General features: G+C 65.3%; 16 protein-coding genes. 9 read left to right on the plus strand and 7 right to left on the minus strand.

Annotated features, from left to right (window positions below):
* Positions 1-234 precede the first annotated feature (234 nt).
* From G7Y85_RS00800 to G7Y85_RS00820, 5 genes are read left to right on the plus strand one after another with little or no spacing between them, the layout of a single operon-like run.
* A complete protein-coding gene (locus tag G7Y85_RS00800; protein WP_166250714.1) occupies positions 235-882 on the plus strand; it encodes a TetR/AcrR family transcriptional regulator in 648 nt (215 codons plus the stop codon).
* Entirely contained in the window at positions 882-3,308 is a 2,427-nt protein-coding gene (locus G7Y85_RS00805; protein ID WP_166250715.1) for a TonB-dependent receptor, read from the plus strand. Before G7Y85_RS00800 ends, G7Y85_RS00805 begins: the two co-directional genes overlap by 1 nt.
* Positions 3,309-3,346: 38 nt before the next feature.
* Positions 3,347-5,764 (plus strand): S9 family peptidase, encoded by a 2,418-nt coding sequence (locus G7Y85_RS00810; RefSeq protein ID WP_166250716.1) that lies wholly within the window; start codon positions 3,347-3,349, stop codon positions 5,762-5,764.
* A complete protein-coding gene (locus tag G7Y85_RS00815; RefSeq protein ID WP_166250717.1) occupies positions 5,764-6,654 on the plus strand; it encodes an alpha/beta hydrolase in 891 nt (296 codons plus the stop codon). The genes G7Y85_RS00810 and G7Y85_RS00815 overlap by 1 nt, the downstream gene beginning before the upstream one ends.
* A gap of 34 nt (positions 6,655-6,688) precedes the next feature.
* Positions 6,689-8,425 (plus strand): DUF885 domain-containing protein, encoded by a 1,737-nt coding sequence (locus tag G7Y85_RS00820; protein ID WP_166250718.1) that lies wholly within the window; start codon positions 6,689-6,691, stop codon positions 8,423-8,425.
* Between the two features lie 62 nt (positions 8,426-8,487).
* On the opposite strand, the gene G7Y85_RS00825 is transcribed toward G7Y85_RS00820, so the two are convergent.
* Genes G7Y85_RS00825 through G7Y85_RS00845 form a run of 5 tightly spaced genes read right to left on the minus strand, consistent with a single transcriptional unit; the run spans position 8,488 to position 15,829 of the window.
* The gene (locus G7Y85_RS00825) at positions 8,488-9,612 is read right to left on the minus strand and encodes a permease (protein ID WP_174839724.1); all 1,125 of its coding nucleotides are present in this window, start codon (positions 9,610-9,612) and stop codon (positions 8,488-8,490) included.
* Positions 9,612-9,989 carry a sensory rhodopsin transducer gene (locus tag G7Y85_RS00830; protein WP_166250719.1) on the minus strand — a complete coding sequence of 126 codons (378 nt, stop codon included), beginning with the start codon at positions 9,987-9,989 and terminating at the stop codon, positions 9,612-9,614. The genes G7Y85_RS00825 and G7Y85_RS00830 overlap by 1 nt, the downstream gene beginning before the upstream one ends.
* The gene (locus G7Y85_RS00835; protein ID WP_206675453.1) at positions 9,986-12,943 is read right to left on the minus strand and encodes an FAD-binding and (Fe-S)-binding domain-containing protein; all 2,958 of its coding nucleotides are present in this window, start codon (positions 12,941-12,943) and stop codon (positions 9,986-9,988) included. Before G7Y85_RS00835 ends, G7Y85_RS00830 begins: the two co-directional genes overlap by 4 nt.
* Complete coding sequence (locus G7Y85_RS00840) at positions 12,933-14,027, minus strand: enolase C-terminal domain-like protein (protein ID WP_206675454.1); 1,095 nt, start codon at positions 14,025-14,027, stop codon at positions 12,933-12,935. The genes G7Y85_RS00835 and G7Y85_RS00840 overlap by 11 nt, the downstream gene beginning before the upstream one ends.
* 11 nt (positions 14,028-14,038) lie before the next feature.
* The gene (locus tag G7Y85_RS00845) at positions 14,039-15,829 is read right to left on the minus strand and encodes a thiamine pyrophosphate-requiring protein (protein ID WP_166250722.1); all 1,791 of its coding nucleotides are present in this window, start codon (positions 15,827-15,829) and stop codon (positions 14,039-14,041) included.
* Positions 15,830-16,463: 634 nt separating this feature from the next.
* Between G7Y85_RS00845 and G7Y85_RS00850 the strand changes: the two genes are divergently transcribed.
* Complete coding sequence (locus tag G7Y85_RS00850) at positions 16,464-16,691, plus strand: DUF6496 domain-containing protein (RefSeq protein ID WP_166250723.1); 228 nt, start codon at positions 16,464-16,466, stop codon at positions 16,689-16,691.
* A gap of 300 nt (positions 16,692-16,991) precedes the next feature.
* Here the strand turns inward: G7Y85_RS00850 and G7Y85_RS00855 are convergent, their stop codons facing one another.
* Positions 16,992-18,638, minus strand: a complete 1,647-nt coding sequence (locus tag G7Y85_RS00855; RefSeq protein WP_166250724.1) for a tannase/feruloyl esterase family alpha/beta hydrolase — start codon at positions 18,636-18,638, stop codon at positions 16,992-16,994.
* A 337-nt stretch (positions 18,639-18,975) separates the two neighbouring features.
* The gene (locus tag G7Y85_RS00860; protein ID WP_166250725.1) at positions 18,976-21,672 is read right to left on the minus strand and encodes a winged helix-turn-helix domain-containing protein; all 2,697 of its coding nucleotides are present in this window, start codon (positions 21,670-21,672) and stop codon (positions 18,976-18,978) included.
* Between the two features lie 209 nt (positions 21,673-21,881).
* Between G7Y85_RS00860 and G7Y85_RS00865 the strand changes: the two genes are divergently transcribed.
* Genes G7Y85_RS00865 through xylE form a run of 3 tightly spaced genes read left to right on the plus strand, consistent with a single transcriptional unit; the run spans position 21,882 to position 26,493 of the window.
* On the plus strand, positions 21,882-23,441 hold the full coding sequence (locus G7Y85_RS00865; protein ID WP_166250726.1) for an acyl-CoA synthetase: 1,560 nt from the start codon (positions 21,882-21,884) through the stop codon (positions 23,439-23,441).
* Between the two features lie 39 nt (positions 23,442-23,480).
* Positions 23,481-25,028, plus strand: a complete 1,548-nt coding sequence (gene treF / locus G7Y85_RS00870; protein ID WP_206675455.1) for an alpha,alpha-trehalase TreF — start codon at positions 23,481-23,483, stop codon at positions 25,026-25,028.
* A gap of 37 nt (positions 25,029-25,065) precedes the next feature.
* Complete coding sequence (gene xylE / locus G7Y85_RS00875; protein ID WP_166250728.1) at positions 25,066-26,493, plus strand: D-xylose transporter XylE; 1,428 nt, start codon at positions 25,066-25,068, stop codon at positions 26,491-26,493.
* Positions 26,494-26,562: the final 69 nt, after the last annotated feature.

Genomic DNA, 26,562 nt, shown 5'->3' on the forward strand with positions numbered 1-26,562 from the left:
AGACGGGTCCCGAGCACGGCGCAGCCAATCCGGTGCCGGTTCACGCCTTGGTCCGACCTCGATTCGCCTACCTGCACGCCATCCGGGCTTTCACGTGTTGCCATCATACACATCTGTATGTACATTACATGAAATACAGACCACTTGGAAAGTAAATGTCTTCCAATGGACTGCCGGGATGATTTCGGACGGGAGAGCGGAGTGGGAACTCAGCGCGAGCGGGCAGACGTTTCGATGCAGCGAAATCCGCGGGGACGGCCGCGCAAGTACTCCGACGAGCTGCTCGTCGAAGCCGCGTTGCGCGTCATGGGACGCGACGGCTACAAGGCGCTGACGATCCGCGCGCTCGCCGACGAGCTGGGCATCACGCACTCGGCGCTGTACACCTATGTCGGCGCGGTCGAGGACATCGAGAAAATGGCGGTGCACCGTCTGACGAGCCAGTTGCCGCTGCCGCATTCCTCGTCGGTGCCGGCGCTGCGCCAGGAACTGCTGGCCTATCTGCACGCCGCGCAGCGCCTGTTGCGCCTGCACCCGGGCGTGGTGCTGTCCAGGCCGGGATCCGCGGCGTCCGGAATTTTTCGCGAGATTTCCGATGCGTGGAACCGGGCTTTGCTGCCGCACGTGCCGAACCAGCGGACGCTGCATCTCGCGCTCGGCGCCCTTGTCGGGACGGTACTTCTGATCGTCGAAGGCGAACGGCTGCTCGAACCGGACTCCGCCGGCAAACGGCGCAAGTCGTCGACCGGCAAACCCTCGGCCAATGCCGCCATGCAGCCGATAGCCGATCGCTGGCTCGACGACCTCGTCGATCTGGTGTTGCCGGAGCTTTCGATCGCGAAAAAGGGCCGCAAGCCGGCCAGCAGCAGGAGCAGGAAGTGATGAAATCGCACCGCTTTGCAGGATCGAGCCTGTTGCTCGTCGCCGTGATGCTGTCGTCGGTGGCCTGGGCACAGGACGCCGCGCCTGCGCCAGTCGCCGAACAGGGGCCGCAGCCGGGGCCCGCGACCGCGGACGATGGCGGTGCAGCAGCGTCGACCGGCGCCGCTTCGACTGCGGCCGCACCGACGGCGCCCGATGCGAACCTGGACGTGATTGCCGTGCCGTCGGCGCAGACCGTCACCACGCCCGCAACGGAGGAGCCGGCGACAAACGATGCGCAGATTGCCGAGGTCGTGGTCACCGCCACCAAGCGCGCGCAGCCGGTGCGCGAGATCCCCGCGACGATCGCCGTGCTGTCCGGCGAAAAGCTGGAACGCGAAGGCGTGCAGAACATCGAGCAGATCGTCGCGATGGTGCCGGGCGTCAACCTCACCGACGAGGGCACCGGCGGCACGCCGAAACGCGTGACGATCCGCGGCATCTCGGCGGGGACGGGCACGAACCTCACCACCGGCACGCTGATCGGCGACATTCCGTTCTCCGATCCGTTTGCGCCGAAGGTGCAGCTCGATCCGAATCCCTTCGACATCGCGACCGTCGAGGTGCTCAAGGGACCGCAGGGAACCTTGTTCGGCGGCACCGGCCTCAACGGCATGATCCGCTATGTGCCGGAAGCGCCGGAGCTGGATCGCTTCCACGTCAAGTACTACACCCAGTTCGCCTCTTATCCGGGCAATGGCGACAGCGGCTGGAACTACGGCGCGATGATCAATGTCCCGTTCGCCGACAACACCGCGGCGCTGCGCCTGGTCGGCTTTCACCGTGACCAGCCGGGCTATGTCGACGATACCTACAATGATCGGCGCGACGTGAATTCGGCCTTGCAGTACGGCTTGCGCGGCATCCTGGCATGGCAGCCGGACGAGCGCTGGAAAATCTCGCTGATGGGCGCCATGCAGCGCACCGACGACTACGACCTGAGCTACGCGGACAATCCGGACGGGCGGCTGGAACACGGCAATTCGCCCAGGCCCAGCCCCGGCGAATCGCGCTACGTGCTCGGCAATCTGGCCATCGAGCGCGACTTCGACTGGGGCGACGTGATCTCCCAGACCTCGTATGTGCAGAAGAACTTCAACATCTTCCTCGAGGCGTCCAGGGCGGTTGGTGGTCAACTGCCGCTGCTGTCCGGTGCCGACGATAACCACAGCAAGAGCGTGATCCAGGAACTGCGTGCCGTCTCGGCGCCCGACGACGGTCCGTGGAAGTGGCTCGCCGGCGCGTTCTACTACGACATGAATCTCTACGACTGTGCCGAGGCCGGGGCTGCCCAGGATCTGCCGACGCTCCCGGTCCCGGAAATCCTCAATGGCCTGCTTGCGAATCCGTGCCCGGGCAACGCCGGCAAGTTGAGCGGCCAGCTCGATATCGCACAACTGCTCGGCGATCTCGAACTTCAGGAGCAGGCGCTGTTCGGCGAACTGACGCGCGAATTCGGCGAGCATTGGGAAGCGACGCTGGGCGCGCGCGCCTATCGCATTCGTACCACCGGCACGGTGTCGTTCGCCGGCTTGATCTACGCCCTGCAGAACAACCTGATGGCCGGGGAGCATTCCGGCGACGCGTCCGAAAACGGCATCAGTCCGAAGGCATCGATCGTGTATCACCCGAGCAAGGACCTGCGCTTCTATTTCACGGCGTCGCGCGGTTTCCGCTTCGGCGGTCCGCAGCTGGCGTCGTCGACGCCGACCACGAAAATTCCCGAGACCTACAAGTCCGATTCGCTGTGGAACTACGAGTTGGGCGTGCGCAGCGACTGGTTCCGGCATGCGCTGATCGCCGACGCGTCGATCTACCTGCTCGACTGGAAGAACGCACAGGTTTACCAGATGACATCGCCGCCGGTCTCGATCGGCTACCTGGACAACGTCGGCGGCGCGCGCGGCAAGGGCGCGGAAGTGTCGTTGAGCTATCTGCCGCCGTTCCTCGACGGCTTGTCGCTCGATGTCGCGGCCAGCTGGAACCGCACTCGGACGACCGCAGCGTTCACCGCCGGTGACGGCACTGTGGTGCCGGTCGGCTCGCCCTGGCCGCTCGCGCCACGCTGGCAGACCTCGACCACACTGGCTTATGTGCAGCCGGTGCTGTCCTGGCAGCTCGGTGCCTCGGTGCGCCACACCTATCTCGGTGATGCCTGCAACACCATCACCTGCACGGCGCGGGTGTTCGGCTACCAGACCTGGGACGTGAACCTGTTTGCCACGCCGGATGAGGGCAGTTACTGGCCGCAGCTGAGCGTCACGCTGGCGAACCTCACGGACAAGCGCGGCTTCAGCAACATCACCACCAATCCGGCACCGGCCGGCGACACGTACGACTACATCGCGCCGCGGTCGCTGGTGCTGCGCCTGAGCGGCAATTTCTAGCACGCATTTCATTCCATGCTTTCACAAAGGCCCATTCGATGACGGATCCGATTGCCACGCCGCAACCCGACGCTGCCGATTACGCTGCCGCCGCCGGCCTGATTGAAGCGAACGCCGCCGGCCTGATCAGAAACGCCGACATCAATCCGCATTGGCTGGGCGACAGCGGCCGCTTCTGGTACCAGCAGCAGACCGTCGACGGTTCACGCTTTGTCGTGGTCGACACCAGCGACGGCAGCACCCGGCCGCTGTTCGATCATCCGGCCGTCGCCGACGCCCTGAATGCGGCGCTGCAGCCTGAGACGCCGCCGACGGCCGAAAGGCTCGGCCTGCAGAATGTTCGCATCGACGCCGACGAGCGGACCCTGACGGCGATCGCCAACGGCAAGCCGCTGCGCGTGGATCTGCGCCGGCATGCGGTCGAGATCACCAACCCGAAATCATCCGGGGCAGGCATGCTGATTTCGCCTGCGGGCACGCGCGGGGTGCGCCGCGACGGCGACAATCTCGTGCTCGTCGAAATCGCCACGGGGCGCGAATACCGGATGACCGACGACGGCGAACCGTATTTCAGCTACGGCAAGCTGCCGGACGCGTCGCTGCAGAACATTCCGCTGAAGAAGAGTCGCGCCGTGCTGCCGCCCTACGGCGCGGCGTTTTCGCCGGATGGCCGTTACTTCATCTGTCCGCGATTCGACGAGCGGCGGCTGGGTATCGAACCCTTCATCGAGCAGGTACCAACCGATGGCAGCCTGCGTCCTATCGTGCATGAAATCCGTCGCGCGTTCGCCGGCGACCCGGCGCAGATGGTCACCGACTGGTTTGCGTTCGATCTCGACAGCGGCGAACGCTGCCGACTGCAGCTGCCGCTCGGCAGCTCGCCGGCCTTTCTGCTCGGCAACGGCATCGTCGGCTGGTCGGTCGTGCGCAAGCAGGTGTTCATCCTCGTCGCGACCGAGGGCTGGACCAGCGGCATGCTGCTGCGGGTGGATCTGACCAATGGCGCCGTGACGGTCGTGATCGAGGAGCAGGGCACGACCTGTCGCTACGAGCCGAACACGCTGATGTACAACCTGCCGAACGTGCAGGTCATCGGCGATGGCGCGGAAGCCATCTGGTATTCCGATCGTTCCGGCTGGGGGCATCTGTATCGCTACGATGCGCAGTCCGGCGAATTGCTCGGGCAGATCACGGGCGGCGACTGGATGCTGTTCGATATCCACCATGTCGATGAAACGCGGCGCACGCTCTACTTCACCGCGGGCGGACGCGAGCCCGGTGTCGATCCGTACTACCGTCATCTGTACCGCGTCGGCCTCGACGGCTCGGACCTGCGCCTGCTCACCGGCGGCGAGCTGCACGCGGATCACACGTTCGCCCCCGATGCCGCGCCGATGTTCAAGATGCTGTTCGGCGTGCCGGACGCGCCGGCGAAGATCAGACCGCAGGCCGGCGTGTTCATCGATACCTGCTCGACCGTATCCGCTTCGCCGGTGACGCTGCTGCGTTCGCTGACCGACGGTACGCTGATCGCCGAGCTGCAGCGCGCCGATGTGTCGTCCCTGCTCGAAGCCGGCTACGTTCCGCCAACGCGGCGCCTGCTCAAGGCCGACGACGGCGAAACCGGCATTCCGGTCGTGTACTACCCGCCGGTCCACATCCGCGGCGATGGCGTGCATCCGATCGTCGACGCCTGCTACGGCGGACCGCAGGTTTACGTGGCGCCGCGCAACTATGTCGATGCCGCAACCGCCTCGAATCCGACCAATCGCATGGCGATGGCGCGGCTCGGTTTCGGCGTCGTGATCGTTGACGGCCGTGGCACGCCGGGCCGCGGCAATGCTTTTCGCGATGCCGGCGTGCCGCGCTTTACCGAGATCGGCATTGCCGATCACGTCGCGGCGATCCGCCAGCTCGCGGCGCAGAAGCCCGAACTCGACCTGCGCCGCGTCGGCATTCACGGCTGGTCGTGGGGCGGCACCTTCAGTGCGCAGGCCATTCTCACGCATGGCGAGTTCTACAAGGTCTGCGTCTCCGGCGCCGGCGTCTACGACTACGGCGCGCTGTATTCGGGCTTCGAATCGTCCATCGGCCTCGGAATCTATGCCGACGGCAGCGTCATTCGCTCCCGGCCCGGCGACAAGCCGGAGTCATGGGCGTCGCTCGATGTGACGCAGATGGCCAAGGGCCTGGGCGGCAAGCTGCTGATCGTCTGGGGCGATGCCGACGAGAACGTGCCGCCGGCGCAGGCGTATCGGCTGATCGAAGCGCTGATCCAGGCTGGCAAGCCCTACGACGCGCTGATGCTGCCGAACAAGACGCATCCGACCGCGAGCCAGTCGCTCAATCCGTACACCGCGGTACGCACCTGGGATTATTTCGTCGCGCATTTGATGTCGGCGGCGGTACCTGTCGCCGCGCCATTTCCGATCACGCCGCGCCGGGTGATGCAGTAGTGGAGTCCGTCGCCCTGATCGATCCACCGCGCCAGTCGATGCTGCTGGACGACGGCAGGACCTTGTCCTGGCAGGAATTCGGCGTGCCCGACGGCAGGCCGGTCCTGTACTTTCATGGCGGCGGCAGCTTCAGCCTCGAAGCCGGACTCTTTCATCGCGAGGCCGTCGCCAACGGCATCCGCTTGATCGCGACCGATCGCCCGGGCGCCGGTGCATCGACCTTGCGGCCGGGCCGCAAGGTCGCGGCCTACGCGGACGACTTGCGCGAACTGCTGGCGCACCTGCGGGTGGACCGGTTCGCGTGCCTCGGTGAATCCAACGGCGGCATGGTGACGCTGGCCGTCGCCGCGGCAATGCCGGAACGGGTGCTCGGCGCGGTGCCGATCAACCCGACCGTGCCCTGGTTCGATCCGCTGGCCAGGAGCGTGAGTTCGCGCACCGTCGCCTGGGGCTATCGCGCCATGAGGTACGCTCCCTGGGCGCTGCCCGGGCTGGCGAAGAGGTCGATCGCCAGGATTCGCAGACTGAAGGCGCAGCACGTCGCGGACGCCGGCCGCTTCAGCCGCCTGGACCTGATGGGACCGCCGCCGGGCATCGAGGCCGACGTCGGTGATCTTCAATGGCAGGTGATGGAACGCTCGCAGAAGCGCGCGCTCCTGGCCGAACTCGAGTGGGCCGTTTCCGACTGGGGCGTCGACTACTACGCGATCCCGGTGCCGCTGGACTTCTTCTGCGGCGTCTACGACGCCCAGGCGCCGTTTGCCCTGGTGCTGGCGGATCGCAATCCGGATGCGCGCTTCCACTACTTCTCGTACGGGCACTCGGCCTACTCGCACCCCGACGCCCGGCGCCGCATCTTCGACACCATTTCGGCGTACTTCAGCCGCTGATGCGGCGATTCCAATCCGCAGCAGGAGTGGTGTGATGCCGCTGTACGAACCCGGGATTCTGGAACAGTCGCTGGTCGCGGTCGACAAGGCTGCCGTGCTCGCTACCTCCGTCATCTCCAACTGCATTTTCTGGCGAAGCGCGCATGGCAAGCCGATCGACGGATGCCTGCCGGATGTCAGCTTCGAAGGCGCGCAGCGGCGGGCCGCCATGGGCCGTGACATTCTCGATCTGCTTCGCGATGTCGATGACGGGCGACTGCCACACGAGTACGCGCTGACCGCAAAGCTCGCGCGGTTTTTCGCACAGGCCTGGAGCCAGGATGCCGACCGCTACTGGCTCGCGATCGACGTGATGGAAAACACCTTCTACGGTCCCTTCGTGCAGACCGCCTACACCGGCGGCTTTGTCTTCAACGAGCTCAGGGCCGCCTTGAGCGAGTTCGCATTTCGACGCGATGGCGACGGCGATCGCTATCTGCTGCTGCTGAGCGATGTGGCGCATTTCCTCGCACAGATTCATGCGCGCACGGCAGGTCAGGCCGCGCGCGGCATTCGCATCCACAAACCGCAGCTGCCCGGCGTGCGCACGCTGCTGGCGGGCTTGCGGGATACGGCGGCCGCGAGCTATCCGGTCAACGCGGCGCGACTGGCCGCGCTGTCGAACGCCGACGCGCTCGCCGCGGAAATCCGGCGCCGCATGGACCACCTGATCCTGCCGGCCTTCGATGCACTGATCGTCCAGCTCGACGAGCGCTACGAATCGCTGGCGCCGGACGGCGTCGGCATGGACAAGCTGCCGGGCGGGGCGGCGGTTTACGCCGATCTGTTGCGCATGCACACGACCCTGGATCTGACCGCGGAGCAGGTTCATGCGGCGGGGCACGCGCGCATGGCACGCATCCAGGCCGAGATGGGGGAGGTTCGAAAGCAGCTCGGGTTTACCGGCACCGAAGCCGCGTTCGCCGTGCACCTGCGCCGGCAGCCCGGCGCGATTGCGACTTCGGCCGACGACATCGGCGCGAAGATGCGAAGACACAAGGATCGCGTCGAGGCGCGCTTCGACGAATTTTTCGCCCGGCGTTCGGATTGGCAATGCGACCTCGAGCGGCTGCCGGCGGCGCTGGAGAGCGGCATGACCTGGGGTTACTACTCGCGTCCGGTCGGCAACGAAAAGCGCGGCTTGTACTACTACAACGGTTCCAAGCTCGACAGCCAGGCGGTCATCGCGGCGGCCTCGCTGGTGTTCCACGAACTGGTGCCGGGGCATCATCTGCATCTGACCTCGCAGATGAGCAATCCGCACCTGTCCGAGTTTCGACGCACCTGCGTGGTCAACGCGTTCAACGAAGGCTGGGCGGAATACGCCGCGACACTGGCTGGCGAAATGGGCCTCTACGATGATCCGTACGATCGCTACGGGCGCCTGTCGCAAGACGCGTTTCTCACCTGTCGCCTCGTCGTCGATACCGGCATGAACGTGCTGGGCTGGAGCTGGGAGCAAGCCCGGCAGTACATGCGCGAGCACACGATGTGCGCGGAGGGCGAGATCGAATCCGACACCTTGCGCTACGCCTGCGGAATTCCCGCGCAGTCGCTGGCGTACAAGCTCGGCGACGAGGAAATTCTGCGCATGCGACAGCAGGTGCAGACCCGACTCAAGGAACAGTTCAGCTTCCGCGATTTCCACAGCGCCGTCCTGGGCTGCGGCGCGCTGCCGCTGCCGACGCTCGAATGGCATCTGCAAAGGGTATTTCCGGAAGCGGCGGCCTGAAATCGCAGACATTCGCCATCGGCCTGAACCAGCATCGCGATCGATCGGCGCCGCAGCGGCATTCACATCCTGCGCATCATCGCCGGGCCGCCGCTGCGCGCGAAGACGATCGCCAGCGTCAGACCGGCGCCGCCGAGCAGCAGGTTGAGCACGGCGGTGTAGTCGAGCTCGATCGCGGTCTGTGCGACCTTCACATGACCGGGCTCGGGAATCGCGCCGAGCAGGCTGAACAGACCCTCGACGATCAGCGCCGCCAGCACCATCGCCAGATAGAACACCACGAGCAGCCGCCAGGTCGTGCGGCCGCCGTAGTACTTGCGATAGATGTTCAGCAGCGGCGGGATGATGAGGTCGCCGAAGATGAAGGCGATGACGCCGCCGAAACCGATGCCGCCGTTCCACAACACCGCCGCCAGCGGCACATTGCCGACCGAACAGGTGAACGCGACCAGTGCGATCAGCGGCCCGATCGCGGCGCCCCAGACGGCGGTCAGCCAGCCGTGATCCTGGAGAAACACGAGTTGCCAGGCATCCTTCGGCACCCAGCTGCCGAGCGCGCCGGCGACCAGCAGACCGATCGCGATGTCCTTCCAGACCATGCTCCAGTTCATCACGTAATTGTGACTGACGGCGATCCAGCCTTGCCGCGAACCCAGCCGGTCGCGCCAGCTGCCTTGCTGCTTGCCCATCGCCATCGCCGCGTGGCCTTCCATCGCCCCGCGCGCGTCGCCCTTGGCGTGATGGACGGCGTCACGCCGCAAGCGCTCGGAGACGAACAGGCGCAGGCCGCCGGCGACCAGCACGATCATGACGATGCCGCCGGCAAAGTCGGCGGCGGCGAACGGCCAACCGAGCATGACCCACATCAGCACGCCGAGCTCGATGACGAGATTGGTCGCCGCGAACTGGAAGCACATCGCCGCCGTGAAGTCGCCGCCCTTGCGCACCACCGCGCGCGCCATCGCGACCGCCGCGTACGAGCACGACGACGACACGGCGCCGAACAGGCTGGCGCGCGCGATGCTCGCCGCGCCGGCGTCGGGCATCAGGCGCGACATCTGGTCCTTGGAGATCATCACTTCGATGACGGCCGACAGCGCGAAGCCGAGATTCAGGCCCCAGAACATCTGCCAGAACATGCGTCCGGACAGTGACAGTGCGTCGAGCACCGCGTGCAGGAGGTCCACTACGCCTCCGCACCGAAGGCGAGGGTGCTGAGCAGCGCGCGCTCGCCGGGCCTTGCGTCGAGGCGCGTGTGCTGGATGACGACTGGCACGTCGGCCTCGAACACGCTCGCGTAGTCGGTGTTGCGCGGGATCGCCTCGGGCTCGCGCAGGTCGTCGAAGCGCAGGTGCAAGGTACGCCGCGCCGGCACCGTGATGCGGTACGGGCCGGCCGGCTCGCGGTCGCCGAAGAAGATCGTCAGCGTCACGTGCGCGTCGCAAGCATTGGCATTGAGGATGCAGGCCGCCTCGTGGCTGCGCAGCTTGCGGTCGTCCGGATGCGGCCCGAAGTCGGGCAGGAAGCCCTCGGGAATCGCCCAGGCCGTCTTGCCGATGCTCATTGCGTTGCTCCTCTCGTTCGGGTTTCCGGCATCTGCTCGCGCAGGGCGAGATCGAGAACCTCGGCGAAACCGAGTGCGACACGGCCGGTGCCCTGCAGGATCTGCTCACGGCAGGAAAAGCCGTTGGCGACGATCACGGTGTCGGCGTCGGCCGCACGAATTGCCGGCAGTAGCTGCTGCTCGCCGATCGTCTGCGACAAGACATGGCTGCTGGCGCGAAAGCCGAAACTGCCGGCCATGCCGCAGCAGCCGGCATCGAGCCAGTCGACCGTCGCGCCGAGCTTCTGCAACTGCCGCTTCTCGGCCTCGACATCGAGCGACGCGTGATGATGGCAGTGCGCCTGCACGATCAGGCGCCGCGGCAACGGCGGCGGTTGGTAATGCGCACGATCGAGAAACTCGCTGAGGAGGAAGCTGTTGTCGGCCAAGCGGCGCGCGCGACCGTCGCCGGGGAACAGCTGCGGCAATTCGTCACGGAAGCTGGCGATGCAGGACGGTTCGAGGCCGACGACGGCAACGCCGCGCGCGAGATCATCGGCCAAGGTGTCGAGCACGCGCGTCAGTTCGCGCCGGGCGAGATCGAGCATGCCCTCGGCGTACAGCGGTCGCTGGCAGCACAGCGACCGGGACGGCAGCCGCACCCGGCACCCGGCCGCTTCGAGCACGCGTACTGCGGCGCGCAGCGGTTCGGGATGGAAGTAGTTGTTCCAGGTGTCCGGCCAGAGCACGACTTCACGGGCGTCGGCCGGCAGTGGCGGTGCTTCACGCCGGGCGAACCAGTGCGCGAAGGTTTCCTGGGCGTAGCGCGGCATCGTGCGTTGCGGCGCAATGCCGGCCAGCCCCTTGGCGAGGCGGCCGACGAGCGGTGCGTGCAAGAGGAAGTTCGCGAGTCGCGGCAGCTTTGCCGCCGCACGGCTCCACCACCAGATCAGGCCCATCGCGTAGGCCGCGCGTGGCCGCAGGCGGCGGCGATAGTGACGCGACATGAATTCGGCCTTGTACGTGGCCATGTCCACGTTGACCGGGCAGTCGCGCTTGCAGCCCTTGCAGGCGAGGCAGAGGTCGAGCGCGTCGTGCACGGCCCGGCTGCGGAAGCCGTCGGCGATCGGTCCGCCGCGAATCATCTCGAACAACAGGCGTGCGCGGCCACGCGTCGAATACTGCTCGTCGCGCGTGCCGCGATAGCTCGGACACATGACGCCGCCGCGCGGATTGCGGCAGTTGCCGACGCCGACGCAGCGATTCACCGCATGACCGAAGCTGTGCGCGTCGTCCGGATAGGCGAACTGTGTCGCGGGCAGCGGCAGATGCAGGTCCGGCCCGTTGCGAAGGTCGGCATCGACGGGGTAGGCGTCGATCTTCTTGCCGGGGTTCATCCGCTGCCGGGGATCCCAGATTGCCTTGAACTCGCGGAACGCCTGCATCAGTTCCGGGCCGTACATCTTCGGCAGCAGATTGGCGCGAACCTGGCCGTCGCCGTGCTCGCCGGACAGCGAACCGCCGTAGCCGACGACCAGATCGGCGGCGTCGTTCATGAACGCGCGCCAGGTGGCGACGCCGTTCGTCGATGCAAGATCGAAATCGATACGGCAATGAATGCAGCCGTCGCCGAAGTGGCCGTACAGCGCGGCGCGGTAGCCGTAGCGCGACAGCAGCGCCTTGAAGTCGCGCAGGTAGGCGCCGACCTGCGCCGGTGGCACGGCGGCATCCTCCCAGCCGGGATGGGTGTCGGGTTCGCCGGGTACGAAGGCCGTTGCGCCGAGTCCGGACTCGCGGACTTTCCACAGCAGTTCTTCCTCGCGCAGATCGTCGAACAATTTCATAGCCGGCGCATCGCCGTCGCCTTCGAGACGTGCCATCAGCCTGCGGGCCTTGGCATCCGACTCCTGCTTGTCGACACCGCCGAACTCGACCAGCAACCAGCCGTCGCCGGGCGGCAGCAGCGCGCGGTTGCGCGGATGCAGGTGCTTGCGTTTCATGAATTCGACGAGCAGGCCGTCGATGCCTTCGAGGCCGATCGGACCGTGCTCGAGAATCACTGGCACGTGATCGCCGGCATGAAAGACGTCCGGATAGCCGAGCACCAGCAGGCTGCGCGCGCGTGGCGATTCGACCAGCCGCAGTTCGGCTTCGAGCACGGTCACACAACTGCCTTCGGCGCCGACCAGCGCGCGCGCGACGTTGAAGCCGTTTTCGGGCAGCAGTTCGTCGAGCGCATAGCCGGAGACACGGCGCGGGATCTGCGGATAGCGCGCCCGGATCAGCGCGGCGTAGCGGTCTCCCAGCGCGCGCAAGGCCTGATAGATCTCCGCACGCCGACCGCCGCCGGCGACGATCGTCTCGTATTCGGCGTCGGAGGTCGGGCCGACGGTCATGCGCAGACCGTCGTAGGTGACGATGTCGAGGGTGTGGACGTTGTCGACGGTGCGGCCCGCCATCACCGAATGCACGCCGCAGGAGTCGTTACCGACCATGCCGCCGAGCGTGTTGTGCGCGTGCGTGGCCGGATCAGGTCCGAACGTCAGATGGTAGCGCTCGGCGGCATCGCGCAGCGTGTCGAGCACGCAGCCCGGCTGTACGCGCGCGCGACGCGTCTGCGGATCGAGGGCGACGATGCCGTTCAGATGTTTCGAGCAGTCGATGACGACCGCGACATTGCAGCACTGGCCGGCGAGGCTGGTGCCGCCGCCACGCATCAGCACCGGTGCGTCGTGCGCGCTGCAGGCCGCGACCGTGGCGATGACGTCTTCGACTGTGCGCGGCACGACGACACCGATCGGCACCTGCCGGTAGATCGAACCGTCGGCGGCATACAGTGCGCGGCTGCCGCCATCGAAGCGGACATCGGCGCCGGTCGTGCGACGCAGTTCGGCCGCCAGTGCCACGGCCTGCGCGCGGGCGAAAGCCGGCGGTGCCGGTCGCGATGCGACGGCGGCAGACGCGTCAGCAGCCATGACGGGCGATCTCCGCGGTGCGCAGGTGCAGGCCGTGGCCGGGCGCATCGGGGTCGGGCCACAGCGCGCCATCGCGCAGCGGCGGCAGGCCGTCGAACAGCATCTGCTCGATGCGGCTGTGGTCGTGGAAATATTCAAGATGCCGCAGGCGCGGCACCGCAGCGCAGACCGGCACATGCAGCGCTGGCGCACAGTGCGCGGACAGCGGTACCAGAAAGCTGTCGCACAGCGCCGCCGCCTGCAGAAAACCGGTATAGCCGCAGCGCGTCGCATCGGCCTGCAAGGTGCCCACGGCACGATTCTCGAGCAGATGCCGGAAATAGCGGCAGTCCCAGCCATACTCGCCGGCCGCGACGGCCATGCCGACCGGCAGGCGCAAGCCGAGCCAGTGCAGGCCATCGACATCGTCCGACGACACCGGTTCTTCGAACCAGCAGACATTGGACGCGGCCAGCTCATGCGCGATCGCCAGCGCGGCGTAGCGGTCGAACGCGCCATTGGCATCGACCATCAGCTCGACGTCCGAGCCGACCGTCTCGCGTGCCAACGCAACACGACGCGGATCATCGTCGGGCCGGCTGCCGATCTTCAGCTTGACGGCACGCAGGCCGGCATCGACCCAGCCGCCGAGTTGCGCGCGCAATTGCGCATCGTCCTCGTTGGTAAAGCCGCCGCTGCCGTAGACGGGCACCGATTCACGCATGCGGCCGAACAGCTGCGCCAGCGAGATACCGAGCAGGCGCGCCTTCAGATCCCAGAGCGCGATGTCGACCGCTGCCAGCGCCATCATGCCGAGCCCGGGGCGGCCCAGATTGCGCAGCGCCGCATTCATCGCCTTCCAGAGTTGCGGCAGGTCGAGGGCGTCGGCGCCGCGCACGAGCTCGGCGAGTTTTTCGACGATCAGCGTTGCCGCCGGCCGCGCCTGCGTATAGCTGTAGCCGAAGCCGGTCGTCGTCCCCGCCCGCAGCTCGACGATGACCAGCTCGGTCGCCGACCAGCACAGCGTGCCGTCGCACTCCTCAGCGTCGGTCGGCACGCGGCAGGCGTGGACGCGGACGTCGTCGATACGGGCAGCGCGGTTCACGCGCGCCACCGTCAGTCGACGGTCGTGCCGAGCGAGGCGAGCAGCTGTTTGGCGCTCTGCTTGATGATGCCGCCTTCGTCCGGGTCACCCTTGGTCAGCGTGCCCATCAGCGCCTTGGCCTGCTCCCAGGTGATGTGCGGCGGCAGCGGCGGTACGTCCGGATCGGTGATGAACTCGATGACGACGGGCCGGTCGGCGCTCAGCGCACGCTGCCAGGCGCCGGCGATGTCGTCCGGCTTGTCGACACGAATGCCGTGGAAGCCGAGCATCTCGCCGTAGCGCGAATACGGGAAGTCGATGACGTCCTGCGCGGTCTCGAACTTCGGATCGCCGGCCAGTGCGCGCTGCTCCCAAGTCACCTGGTTCAGATCGTGATTGACCATCACCATGACGACGAAGCGCGGGTCCTGCCAGCGCTTCCAGTACTGCTTGACGGTCAGCAGTTCGGCGTTGCCGTTCATCTGCATCGCGCCATCGCCGACCATTGCGATCACCGGCCTGTCCGGATGTGCCATCTTGGCGGCAATCGCGTACGGCACGCCGCTGCCCATGCTGGCGAGCTTGCCCGACAGCGAGCCCATCATGCCGCGACGCAGCTTGACGTCGCGCGCATACCAGTTGGTGTGCGAGCCGCAGTCGCCGCAGAGAATCGCCCGGTCCGGCAGCAGCGGCGACAGCTCCCAGAACACGCGCTGCGGATTGATCGGGTCGGCGGACGCCATCGCCCGCGCCTCCGAGTCTTTCCACCACGTCGCAACCCGTTTCTCGACGCTCTCGCGCCAGCCGCGATCCTGTTTGCGCTTGAGCAACGGCATCAATCGCCGCAAAGTCTCGGCGGCATCGCCGATCAGATTGACCTCGGTCGGATAGCGCATGCCGACATTGCGCGGCGACAGATCGATCTGCACGGCGCGCGCCTGACCGTCCTTCGGCAGGAACTCGGCATACGGGAAGGTGGTGCCGATCATCAGCAGCGTGTCGCAGCGATTCATCATCCAGTAGCTCGGCTCGGTGCCGAGCAGGCCGATCGAACCGGTCACGAACGGTAGATCGTCCGGCACCGCGGCCTTGCCGAGCAGCGGCTTGGCGACACCGGCACCGAGCAGTTCGCAAACCTCGATGACTTCATCGGTCGCGCCGAGCGCGCCGGCGCCCGCCAGCACCGCGACCTTCTCGCCGCTGTTCAGCAGCTCCGCCGCATGCTGCAGCGCCTCGGCCGACGGCACCGGATGATCCGGCGCATAGCCGACACTCGAATAGTTGTTGCCGTGCGCGCGCGGCGGACTCGGCACGGCGTCCATCAGCTGCACGTCGTTCGGCACGATGACGCAGGTCACGGTGCGCTCGGCGGCGGCGATGCGCAGCGCGCGGTCGATCACATGCCGGGCCTGCGCCGGCGTCGCGATCGATTGCGTGTAGTCGGAGACGTCCTCGAAGACCGCCGCGAGATTGACCTCCTGCTGGAAGTCGCTGCCGAGCGCCGATACGGCCTGCTGGCCGACGATGGCGACGACCGGCATGTGATCCATCTTGGCGTCGTACAAACCGGCGAGCAGATGCAGGGCGCCCGGGCCGGAGGTTGCCATGCAGACGCCGATCTCGCCGGTGTATTTGGCGTGCGCGCCGGCCATGAATGCGGCCATTTCCTCGTGTCGCACGCGTACATAGTCGAAACGTTCGGCAGCGCGGCCCATCGCGCCCATCAGGCCGTTGATGCCGTCGCCCGGGTATCCGAAGATCCGCTTGATGCCCCATTCACTGAGGCGCTGGAGAATGAAATCTCCCACTGTTGCAGTTGCCATGGCACGTCCTTGTGCTGGATGGATTTCAAAGCGCGTCCTGCGCTCCCTCTGATTTGCGACCGCGTTGCGCCTGGCAAGTTCCTCTCGGGAAGTCCGGCGTCTGACACTGCGGCGCCATACGCCTCGAGGTTCAGCTGACCGTCAGCAAGCGAGCCGCGAAAAGGTGTCCAAGGTATTGGCGGTGACACCAATTACGGCATCCGAAGGAGTCGGGGATTTGACGCCTGTTCCACTGCATCCGGAACGTCGCTGTTTCACGGCGTCGCGGCCCCCGCCGAAAGTGCACTGAGCACGCGGATTCGCGTTTGAACTTCACATGGGAGGGATAGTCGTAAATGTCATGGCGACCGATGTTCCGTATCCGCGCCGGCGCAGTCGGGCAGCGAAATGCCTCAACGAAGAGCAAGAGGGATGACGTGAAAATTTCCGAAGCCATGAGCGGCGACGCCTGTACGATTCAGGGCGCTTGATGAATGTGAAAACTCTACCTGGCCGACCGGTTCCGCCCGTGGAATGCGCGCCGTTGTTCGTGACGCTCGCGTCGCGGCAATCGAGCTGCGTTACCGATGAGGTCCACGGTGTCACCGGCGGCAATCCAATGTCTTGAAACCGATGCCATCGGGAGGAAACCAGCATGGCCACGACCAGGAAGTCCAGCGGCAAATCTGCTTCGTCCGGCAAGCGCAAGTATGGCAAGGCGGCCTCGAAGTCGGTCGCATCGGCGCTGCGGCGCAAGAGGCGCGGCACGCTGAAGAGCGGCTCGGGTCGTCATGTCCGAAGCCGCAAGCAGGCGATCGCCATCGGCCTGTCGGAAGCGCGCAAGAAGGGCGGCAAGGTGCCATCGAAGAAATCGCCAACATAGCCTGCCGAAAGCCGCACGCCGCCAATGCAGCGACGGTGCTCCGTGTCGCACAACCGGCGCGAACAAGATTTTGCATCGAGCCAGGCGATTCCTGCGATTTGATCGACAATCATTCAGGAGTCCGCAAATGCCGATGCCAGCCCCGAGAATGACGTATCGCAATAGCCCACAATTCACAGCCACCGCGATCGGCTTGAGTCAGTTGCCGGGAGTAGCGGTCGTAGATGCCGAGGATTCGCATTACTTCCATCCATTCATGTTGTCCTCGTTCCCGGCTGTCGGGGTTGGGCACCGCGGACCTCACGGTTGCATCGCGCGGACAGTCTCGAGCGGCGGTGCCACGCAACTGAAGGTCTCAGCATCATCACTGGAGCCCCGACCGGTCCAGCGAGCAAATTCCGGATAGGGACAAAGCGGTCTCGTGCGAATCAAGGTCGCCCTGTCGGGCGCCAGCAAAGGTTTGAGGTCGCCGTCGTATCGACTCGCAATGATGGCACCTGGGGCGACACCTTTTTCCACCCAGTCGAACAACGCCGCACTGATGTTGTGTCGAGCGTCCCCGCTTCCGGGTGCCAGTTGACCGAAGACGTTGGCCCCGGGCCCGCCGACGCCGTGCTGCAGGCCAGGCACCATGTAGAGACGCACAAATCCATCGACGGAATCAGTGCCCATCGTGGCCCGCATGCGTTCGTAATAATCGACGGTAAGCCGGGGCGGAATTGCGGGATCGCTCCAGCCGTGAAATAGGATCAGTTTGCCGCCGCGCGACTTGAAAGCGGTCAAGTCCGGATCATCGGTGCTGTAGATCTGACCGAGTGCGTGTTCGGCATCTGCGTGAAATTTCTCGACATCGAAGTGATCCAGCGTCCACTGCGGATCCTTGTAGATCAGGAAGCGCGGAAATTCGAGCGAATAGCGATACAGCACGCCTTTTCCGGGTCCGGAGCCCAACAGATACTTCGCCCAGCCGCCGAAGCTGCCGAGCTCGCCGCCGGGCTCGTAACCGCGGCGGCGGTGACCATCAAACACACCGCCGTCACCACTGTAGATCGCACGCAGGCTTTCGATCTGCGGCGCCGTCAGGCAGGCATTGGTTTCCTTCCCGGCACAACGCAGCGATTCCGGATGGAAATTGCAATGGCGAGGGTCGTCGATGACGCCATCTTTGACGCCGTCCAGGGCGTCGCAGGCAGCGACCGTAGCGGCCGCAATCGCGGGCAACTTGCGCTTGGGAATGTAGGCGGCCGGGCTGCGGTTGAGTTGCTTCTGTATCCAGATGGAAGATGCCATCGCCGTGGCACCGTCTGCGGGCGGGCAACCGACGAGGATGCCGTCGTAATCCTCCGGATAGCGCTGCGCTTCCATCAGGGCCTGCCGCCCCCCGTTCGAAGCCCCCGAGAAATAGGAATACGAAGGCGGGCGACCGTAATACGCCGCGATCAGCGTTTTTGCCTTCTGCGCCGTTTCATGAATTGCGCGATAACCGTAGTCGAGCAGTTTCTCCGGATGTCCAAGCGCCCAGGATCCGTCGAGATCGCTGGCCACATGGCCTGTATCCGTTGCGGCAACGGCATAGCCATGCTGTAGCGCGAAGCTCAGCCCGATTTTCTCGATGCTGCCGCCAAACCCGCCGTTGCCAAGGCCCAGAAAGCGACCATTCCAATCGCGCGCCGGCATCCATACCGTGAAGCCGATATGCGAATCGGACGTCGGTTGAATCACACCATCGACGCGGCACGAGGCTGGAAGCTTCAACCACGGGACGCCGATGAATGCTGTCTTCCAGGACAAGCTGTAACCCCCACGATCAGCATCCACCGACGAGATCAGGGTCTGGTCGAGCGTGAGGTTCTTCAGTGCGTCGCACTTCGAATCGCCGGCACCTAGCGCACAACCGCTGCACAGCAGTCCAAGCATGACGACAAAGCCGACAAGACAGCCTTTCATGGATCACTCCTGCAAGAGATCGAGACGGCAGCCTTGCCGTCAAGTACGCAGTATCCAAGTCGGAGGGCTCATTCGAAGCCTCTCCGATCGGGAGGGTTGTCCGGCGCTGGGAGGCACCATGTTCCCGCCTGGACCGACGCCAAATCGTTGCCGGCGCTGGTCGGCAGAACCCCGTTCACGCGAAAGCGGCAAGCGTTCAGCTGATCGGCTGCCTCAAGCATGGAGTCCAGCTGTTCAGAACTTCAATCTCGTCGCATTGGGCAAGACGACGCGCGAAATACATCGCGGAACGGGCGCCTCTTCTGGCTCGTGGCCGTACTCCAGCCGGCAACGATGCTCAGACCAGAATGTGCAGCTTTCTGGCCTTCGCGAGCGCATCTTCGCGCGAGACGGCGTTGAGCTTTCCGTAGATATTCTTGAGATGCCACTTCACGGTTCCGGCCGAAAGATCGAGCGAGCGCGCAATGCTCTTTGTCGACAGCGCACGGCTGAGCAGCTCAAGCACTTCGCGCTCACGTCGTGACAGCACCTCGACGCCAGCGACTTCGGTAACTGTTGGCGCTGCCGGCGTCATTGCCAGAACCGCTGCATCAAGGAATGTCTGTTCTTGCGTACTCAGCTCAAGCGATTGCAACACGCCCAGCAAGGCGGCAGCGGCCGAGCCGATATCAAGAAGCAGGCGGCGCATGCCGAGTTCCGCTGCAGCGCTGAGGCTGGCCCTGGCTTGCAGCGTCGCCTGCGACGAATCCCCGCCACGCAAGAGGATGATGGCGCGCATGAATCCAAGACGCGCTGCAAGTTGATGGCGGCCGTTGATCGCCGCAGCCTTGTCGCCCTGATCCAGCAGAGCCAGACAGACTGCATCGTCGGACTCGTCGAATGCGATGTCGGCGCGAGCGAGCAGGGCAGCCAGCGGAATCTCCGCCCACGCGCAGTTCTGCTTCCCCTCGTATCGCTGCGCGAGCAAATCGAGGCGCTGCAGGAGTTCGCGAACGGAGAGACTGCGCTGCGCGCGCAGCGCCATGCGTATCTGCTCATACAGACTCCAGGCCACAAGCCTGTCGGCACCTTCCTGGTAACCGAAGTCCTCAAGTCGCTGCAGCGTTTTTGCGGCTGCTTCCGGATTGCCGTCAAGCTGTTCAAGACGTGCTCTTACCCGATAGCTGAACAGCACGCTGTCGGCGGCCCCCACCGCGTCGATCAGCTCGGCGTGCTGGTCCAGCAAGGTGCGCGCGAGATCCAGACGGTCCTGCTGGAACCGTGCTTCGATCAGATAGCCGACGATGATGCCGCTGGCGTCGGCGCCGAGCGCTGCCGTGCGGACTGCATCGTCGAGCACCGAGGCCAGCAATTCCGCCGCCTGATCGATATGTCCTTGAATCAGATAGCTCAAGCCCTGGATCATCTCGAGAAATGGTTTGGGGTGGTCGCCGCGGCCAGATCCGTGGCGGCTTCTTACGGCGTCCCGAGCGGCTTCGAAGCGGTTGGCATAAACGCGGCCGATCCCGGCGAGATATGCCGCCAGTACCGCTTGAAATGCACTGGCGGGGGGCGCGTCGCTCAGCATCGGTTCGACAATACGCAGCTGCGAACCAGTGTCGTCCTTTCGCATGAAGCGGTAGGCTTTCATCAGTTCCACTTCGGTACGGACGTCCGGGTGCGAACTGTCGGGGTGCAGGGCGATGTCCCCCAGCGAACGCTCGAACTCATCGGTGCGGCCGACGGACACCTGAGCCCAGGCCGTACACAGGCACGCATCGAGTCGGGTTCGCAGTCGCTCGCGGGGCACGATCGCGTACCAGGCCAACAGCTGCGTGAATTCAGCGCCCGCGATCATTCGCCTTGCGACCCGATCGATCAGGTCCATGAGCAAATCCATGTCGGACGCCAGCCGTGCATGCCGCAAGGCTTCGCGATGCAGGCCTTTGCCCGCAAACCAGTGGCTAGCAAGCTGATGCAACTTCTGCAGCTCCGGTTCGCCGAGCTTTTCCAGACGCTTGTTGAGAAAGTTGGCGAACAGGCGGTGCAGGCGGTACCAGGGCTCGATGTCGGTGGTGTCGATCGGCAGCAGGAACAGGTTCTCGGCTTCGAACTTGCGCAAATGCGTGGCGGCCTGCGGATCACTGGTCAGCAGTTCGCAAAGCTCGCGATTGAAGCGCCGACACGCCGAGATCCGCGTCAGGAAAGAAAGCTCGGCCGCGCTGAGATGCTCGAGCGCGGCCCGCTGCAGATAGTGTTCGAGCGATTCTTCCTGTGCGAGTGACAGACGTGCCTGTCCCTCCAGGAAATCGTCTGGCAGCCTTTGCTTGCGCAGGGAAAAGGCGAGCAACTGCAGGCCGGCGGCCCAGCCGTCGGTGATGTCGTGGAGCGCGCCGATCTGCTTCTGTGCAAGGCGATCCAGACCCTGCACTTTCGCAAACTCGCGAGTCTCGTCGAGACTGAAACGCAAATCCTTGAAGTCGATCTCGGTCAATTGGTCTTCGCTGCGCAATCGTCCAAGGTCGATCGGCGGACGGATTCTCGACGCCATGGCCAGGTGAAAGCGCGGTGGTGCCAGGGCCAGCCAATGATCGACAAGTTTCAGAATCGTGAAGGAGGCGATGTATTGGAAGTCATCAATGAAGAAATAGATCTCGCTCGGGTGCTCGCCGAGTTCGTTGATAAGAGATGTCAGAAACAGCTTCCACGCCTTGCCGCCCGACCGGGCGAACAGCTTGAGTCCGTCGCTGCTGATTGCCAGCCCAGCTGCACGAAAACTTTCGGCGATGTAAGCGGCGATGTAGACGTCGTCGTCGTCGGCACTGACGTTGTACCAGGCGACGGTTGCGCCGCGCTGGATGAGCCGCTTCCGCCACTGCGTCAGCAACATCGTCTTACCGCTGCCGGCTGGCCCGAGCACGAGACTGAGCTTGCGATCGCAACGTGCTTCGAGCTGATCAAGCAAGGCACCACGCGCGACGGGCGCGCTGCCGATGCGCGGAGGCGCCAGCTTGGTGCGGATAAGCGAAAGTTCGCTCTGGCTGTTCTCGATCATGATTCTGGCGCCGGCCGACATTGCGCGGGGGCTCGGCCACGCGCTCTGCCTCAGGGTAGCGCAGAAATGTAGGGCGCTCGTCGCCCTGCCAGACCTCCCGATCCGGGAGGGTAGCCGAGGCCTGCGGCCCGCTATCCTGCCGCGACATCGAATCGATGTCCTACAACCGTGTCGCCGACGAGAAGACCGGGGAGAGCGCGATGTCCATCATGAATCTGACGCAGGCGCTGCATCGCGCGCGGCGCCATTATCCGAGCCGCCTCGCGACGGTATTCGGCTCGCGCCGGCACGATTTCGACACCTTTGCCGATCGCGTCGCACGAATGGCGGGCGCGTTGTGCCAACTCGGCATGAAACCGGGCGAGCGGGTTGGCATCCTCGCGCTGAACTCCGACCGTTTCCTCGAACTGTACTTTGCGGTGTGGTGGGGCGGGGGCGCCGTCAATCCGGTGAACATCCGCTGGAGCGCTCGTGAAATTGCATATTCTCTTGACGACTGCGACACGCACATCCTCGTTGTCGACGATGCTTTCGCGGCGATCGTCGGTGAACTTTGCGAACGCTCACGATCGCTCCGCACGCTGATTCATGCCGGCGACGGCGCGGCGCCGTCTGGTATGTTCGACTACGAACAGCTGATCGCCGACCACACGCCGGTCAGCGACGCGATGCGCGCGAACAGTGACCTCGCCGGCGTTTTCTACACGGGTGGTACGACGGGCTTTCCCAAAGGCGTGATGCTGTCGCATGCCAATCTGGTATCGAACGCATTGAACGGGCTCGCCGAGCGTGTCGTCGAAGAGGACGACGTTGCTTTGCACGTGGCGCCGATGTTTCATCTCGCCGATGGATTTTTCGGCATCATGCTGTTCTTGCGCGGCTGTACCCAGGTCATCCTGCCGGCATTTCAGCCGGAGACCGTATTGCAGACAGTCGAACGCGAACGCGTGAACGCGATCCTGCTGGTGCCGACGATGATCCAGATGCTCGTCGACCATCCGCGTCTGTCCGACTACAAGCTGGATTCCCTGCGCAAGCTGATCTACGGCGCCTCGCCGATCAGCGAAGCGCTGCTCGACCGCGCCATCGAGCGACTGCCCGGAGCACGGTTCACGCAGGCGTATGGGCAGACCGAAATGTCGCCCGCAGTGAGCCTGCTCGGCCCCGACTACCACGACGCGCAGGGGCGCAAGCTCGGCAAGTTCCGCTCTGCGGGCCGGCCGATGCTGGGCGTCGAGATCAGGATCGTCGATCAAGAAGGCCGAGAGTTGCCATTCAGCTCGGTGGGTGAAATCACGGCTCGTGGCGCCGGCGTCATGCAAGGCTACTGGAACCGGCCGGAGCAGACTGCCGAAGCCATACGCGACGGCTGGATGTACACGGGCGACAGCGGCTATCTCGACCAGGACGGTTTTCTTTTCATCGTCGATCGCGTCAAGGACATGATCATCAGTGGTGGCGAAAACATCTATTCAGCTGAAGTCGAAAACGCGATTGCCCAGCATCCCGCGGTTGCGTCTTGCGCCGTGATTGGCATCCCCGACGATCACTGGGGGGAAGCGGTGCATGCGGTGATCGTGCGAAAGCCGGGCGCCGTCGATTTCGGCATCGATGAACTCCGAGATCACTGCCGCGCGCTCATTGCGGGCTACAAGTGTCCGCGCAGCCTCGAGATGCGCGACGCGCTGCCGTTATCCGGCGCTGGCAAGGTGCTGAAGATCACCTTGCGGGAACCGTACTGGCAGCAGCGACAACGGCGCGTGGGTTAGTTTCCGGCGATGCGCCTGAGTGGATTCATAACGTGCATCGTGTTGGCGCTATGCGGCAGCACTGCCGCTGCAGCACCAGCCACGCCACCATCACCGCTGGATGTCTACCAGGAACTGTTCGTACGCGTTGAGTCGCAATCACTGTTTTCAGACGACAAGACCTTTGCCGACGCCGAGCCGCGCCAGAATCCCGCTGCGATCCTCGCGGCGTATCGAGCCCACGTGCCGCGTGATCGCGCCGAGCTAGCGGCATTTGTCGCGGCGCATTTCGACCTTCCGCACGATGGAGCGGTGCAGCCGGCCGAGCCGTCTGCGTCATGTGCGTTGAAGGAGCACATCGCCAGGCTATGGACGGCGCTGCAGCGTCCTCCGACCGTGCCAGCGCCGGGTTCCTCGGCGCTGGCATTCGCATTTCCGCACGTGATTCCCGGCGGACGCTTCCGCGAGCTGTACTACTGGGATTCGTACTTCACGGCGCTGGGCCTGGTGCGCGACGGGCACACCGACATCGTGCAGGACATGGTGGCCGGCTTCGCGGCGCTGATTGCCCGATATGGGCACATCCCGAACGGCACGCGCACGTATTACCTGAGCCGTTCGCAACCGCCCGTGTTCTTCCTGATGGTGGGACTGCTCGATCCGACGGATCCGGCGCAGGCCTACGCTGCCTGGCTGCCTGCATTGCGCGCCGAACATGCCTACTGGATGTCGGGCGAACGCTCGCTCGCGGTCGGCACGGCCGCGGCGCACGTCGTCCGGCTGGCCGATGGCGCGCTGCTGAACCGGTACTGGGATGCACGCGACACACCACGCGACGAGGCCTATCGCAAGGATGTGGCCGTCGCGCAGCGGACGCAGCGACCTGCCGCCGAAGTTTATCGAGATATCCGCGCCGCGGCCGAAAGCGGTTGGGATTTCAGCTCGCGCTGGTTCGCCGACGGCCGGCACTTGCAGACGATCGAGACCACGGCAATTGTGCCAGTTGACCTCAACAGTCTGTTGTATGGGCTGGAACAGGCCATTGCGCTGGGCTGCGCGCGTGTCCACGACAGCGGCTGCGAAACCGAATTCACGCAGCGCATGGCGGCGCGGCGCGCCGCCATAGAGCGTTACCTCTGGAACGTGAAGGCCCATTGCTATTTCGACTACCAATGGCGCCGCGGCGAACCGACGCGAAGACTGAGCGCGGCAACGCTGTATCCGTTGTTCGTCGGCGCTGCAGTGCCGCAGCATGCGGCGGCCGTCGCGGAGGTTGTCGAACGTCGCCTGGTCAAGTCCGGCGGCCTGGTGACGACTGCCCGTCACACCGGCCAGCAGTGGGACGCACCGAACGGCTGGGCGCCGCTGCAATGGATCGCGGTCGACGCCCTGTCGCGCTACGGCCTGCGCGACGACGCCCGGTCGCTGGCCTGTCGCTGGCTGCTTACCGTGGAACGCACCTACGACGTCGAGCACCGCCTGGTCGAGAAATACGATGTCGAAACTCGCCGGCCAGGCGGTGGCGGCGAGTATCCGCTGCAGGACGGCTTCGGCTGGACCAACGGCGTGACGCGCGCGCTGCTTGACCAGTACCCGGATTGCAAATGAAGCGCCGACCCGGCGCGCCAGCAGGGAGCTTCGTCCGATGAATCCCGCTTCAAGGTCTTCGCATTCGCTTGCGACCCGTCTCACGCTGATCGCCAATCTCGGCGGCCTGATGTTCGGCTACGACACTGCCGTGATCTCCGGAGCGGTCGATTCCATCGACCGCTACTTCATCGCCCCGCTGGCATTGTCCGAAACCGCCCGCGATACCCTTTCCGGCTTCACGATCTCGAGCGCGCTGATCGGTTGCGTGATCGGCGCTGCGATGGCGGGTTGGGCCGCCGACCGCTCGGGGCGGCGCAAGACCCTGATGCTGGCCGCCGTGCTGTTCATCGTCTCGTCGATCGGCGCCGCGCTGCCGGAGATCGGATTCGGCGCGATCGGCGCTGCCGGGCCGGCCGCGCTGCCGGCCTTCATCCTCTACCGGATACTCGGCGGTGTCGGCATCGGCATCGCCTCGATGGTGTCGCCGATGTACATCGCCGAAATTGCGCCCGGCGCGATCCGTGGCCGTCTGGTGTCGTACAACCAGATGGCGATCGTCGTCGGCATCGTCGGCGTCTATTTCGTCAACTGGGCGATCGCCGGTGCCGGCGATGATGCCTGGGTGCATGCCGTCGGCTGGCGCCTGATGCTGGCGTCCGCGGCGTTGCCGGCTGCGCTCCTGTTGCTGCTGTTGCTGCGCGCCGACGACAGCCCGCGCTGGCTGGTGCTCAAGGCGCGCGACGACGAGGCGCGCTCGCTGCTCGTCCGCCTGGCCGGCGAGGTCGAAGCCGACCGTGCGCTCGCCGAGATCCGCCAGAGCCTCGTGCAACACACGCAGCCGCTGCTGCATTTCGGTGCGGGCGTCGTGATCATCGGCGTACTGCTGTCGGTGTTCCAGCAGGCGGTCGGCATCAATGCCGTGCTGTATTACGCACCGTTGATCTTCCGCAACATGGGCGCCGGCGGGCAGACCGCGCTGCTGCAGACGGTGCTGGTCGGCGTCGTCAATCTGCTGGCCACGGTGCTGGCGATCTTCACGGTCGATCGCTGGGGCCGCAAACCACTGCTGGTGCTGGGCGGCTTCGTGATGGCAGCGGCGATGGCGGCGCTGTCGATCTGCTTCGCATCGCAGGCGCTCGGCATTGGCGCGCTGCTCGCCATGCTGGTCTACGTCGCCGGCTTCGCCCTGTCCTGGGGTCCGGTCACCTGGGTGCTGCTCGCCGAGATCTTCCCGAATTCGATCAAGGGCAGGGCACTGTCGCTGGCCGTGGCCGCACAGTGGCTCGCCAATATCGCCGTGTCGTGGTCATTCCGCCTGTTCGACGGCAATTCGCGGCTGATCGCGCATTTCCACCACGGCTTCCCATATGCGCTGTACGCGGCCATCAGCCTGTTCGCGGCCATCTTCGTGCTGCGCTGCGTGCCGGAAACCAAGGGTCGCTCGCTGGAATCCGTCGCTTCGCTGTGGAAGCGCCGCGACTGAATGGCCTGAGCCTCCCGATCCGGGAGGGTTGCCGATGCCTCGGCTGTCCTAGCCTGCACATCGAGCTTC

Source organism: Solimonas terrae, assembly GCF_011067135.1.
GTDB lineage: Bacteria > Pseudomonadota > Gammaproteobacteria > Nevskiales > Nevskiaceae > Solimonas > Solimonas terrae.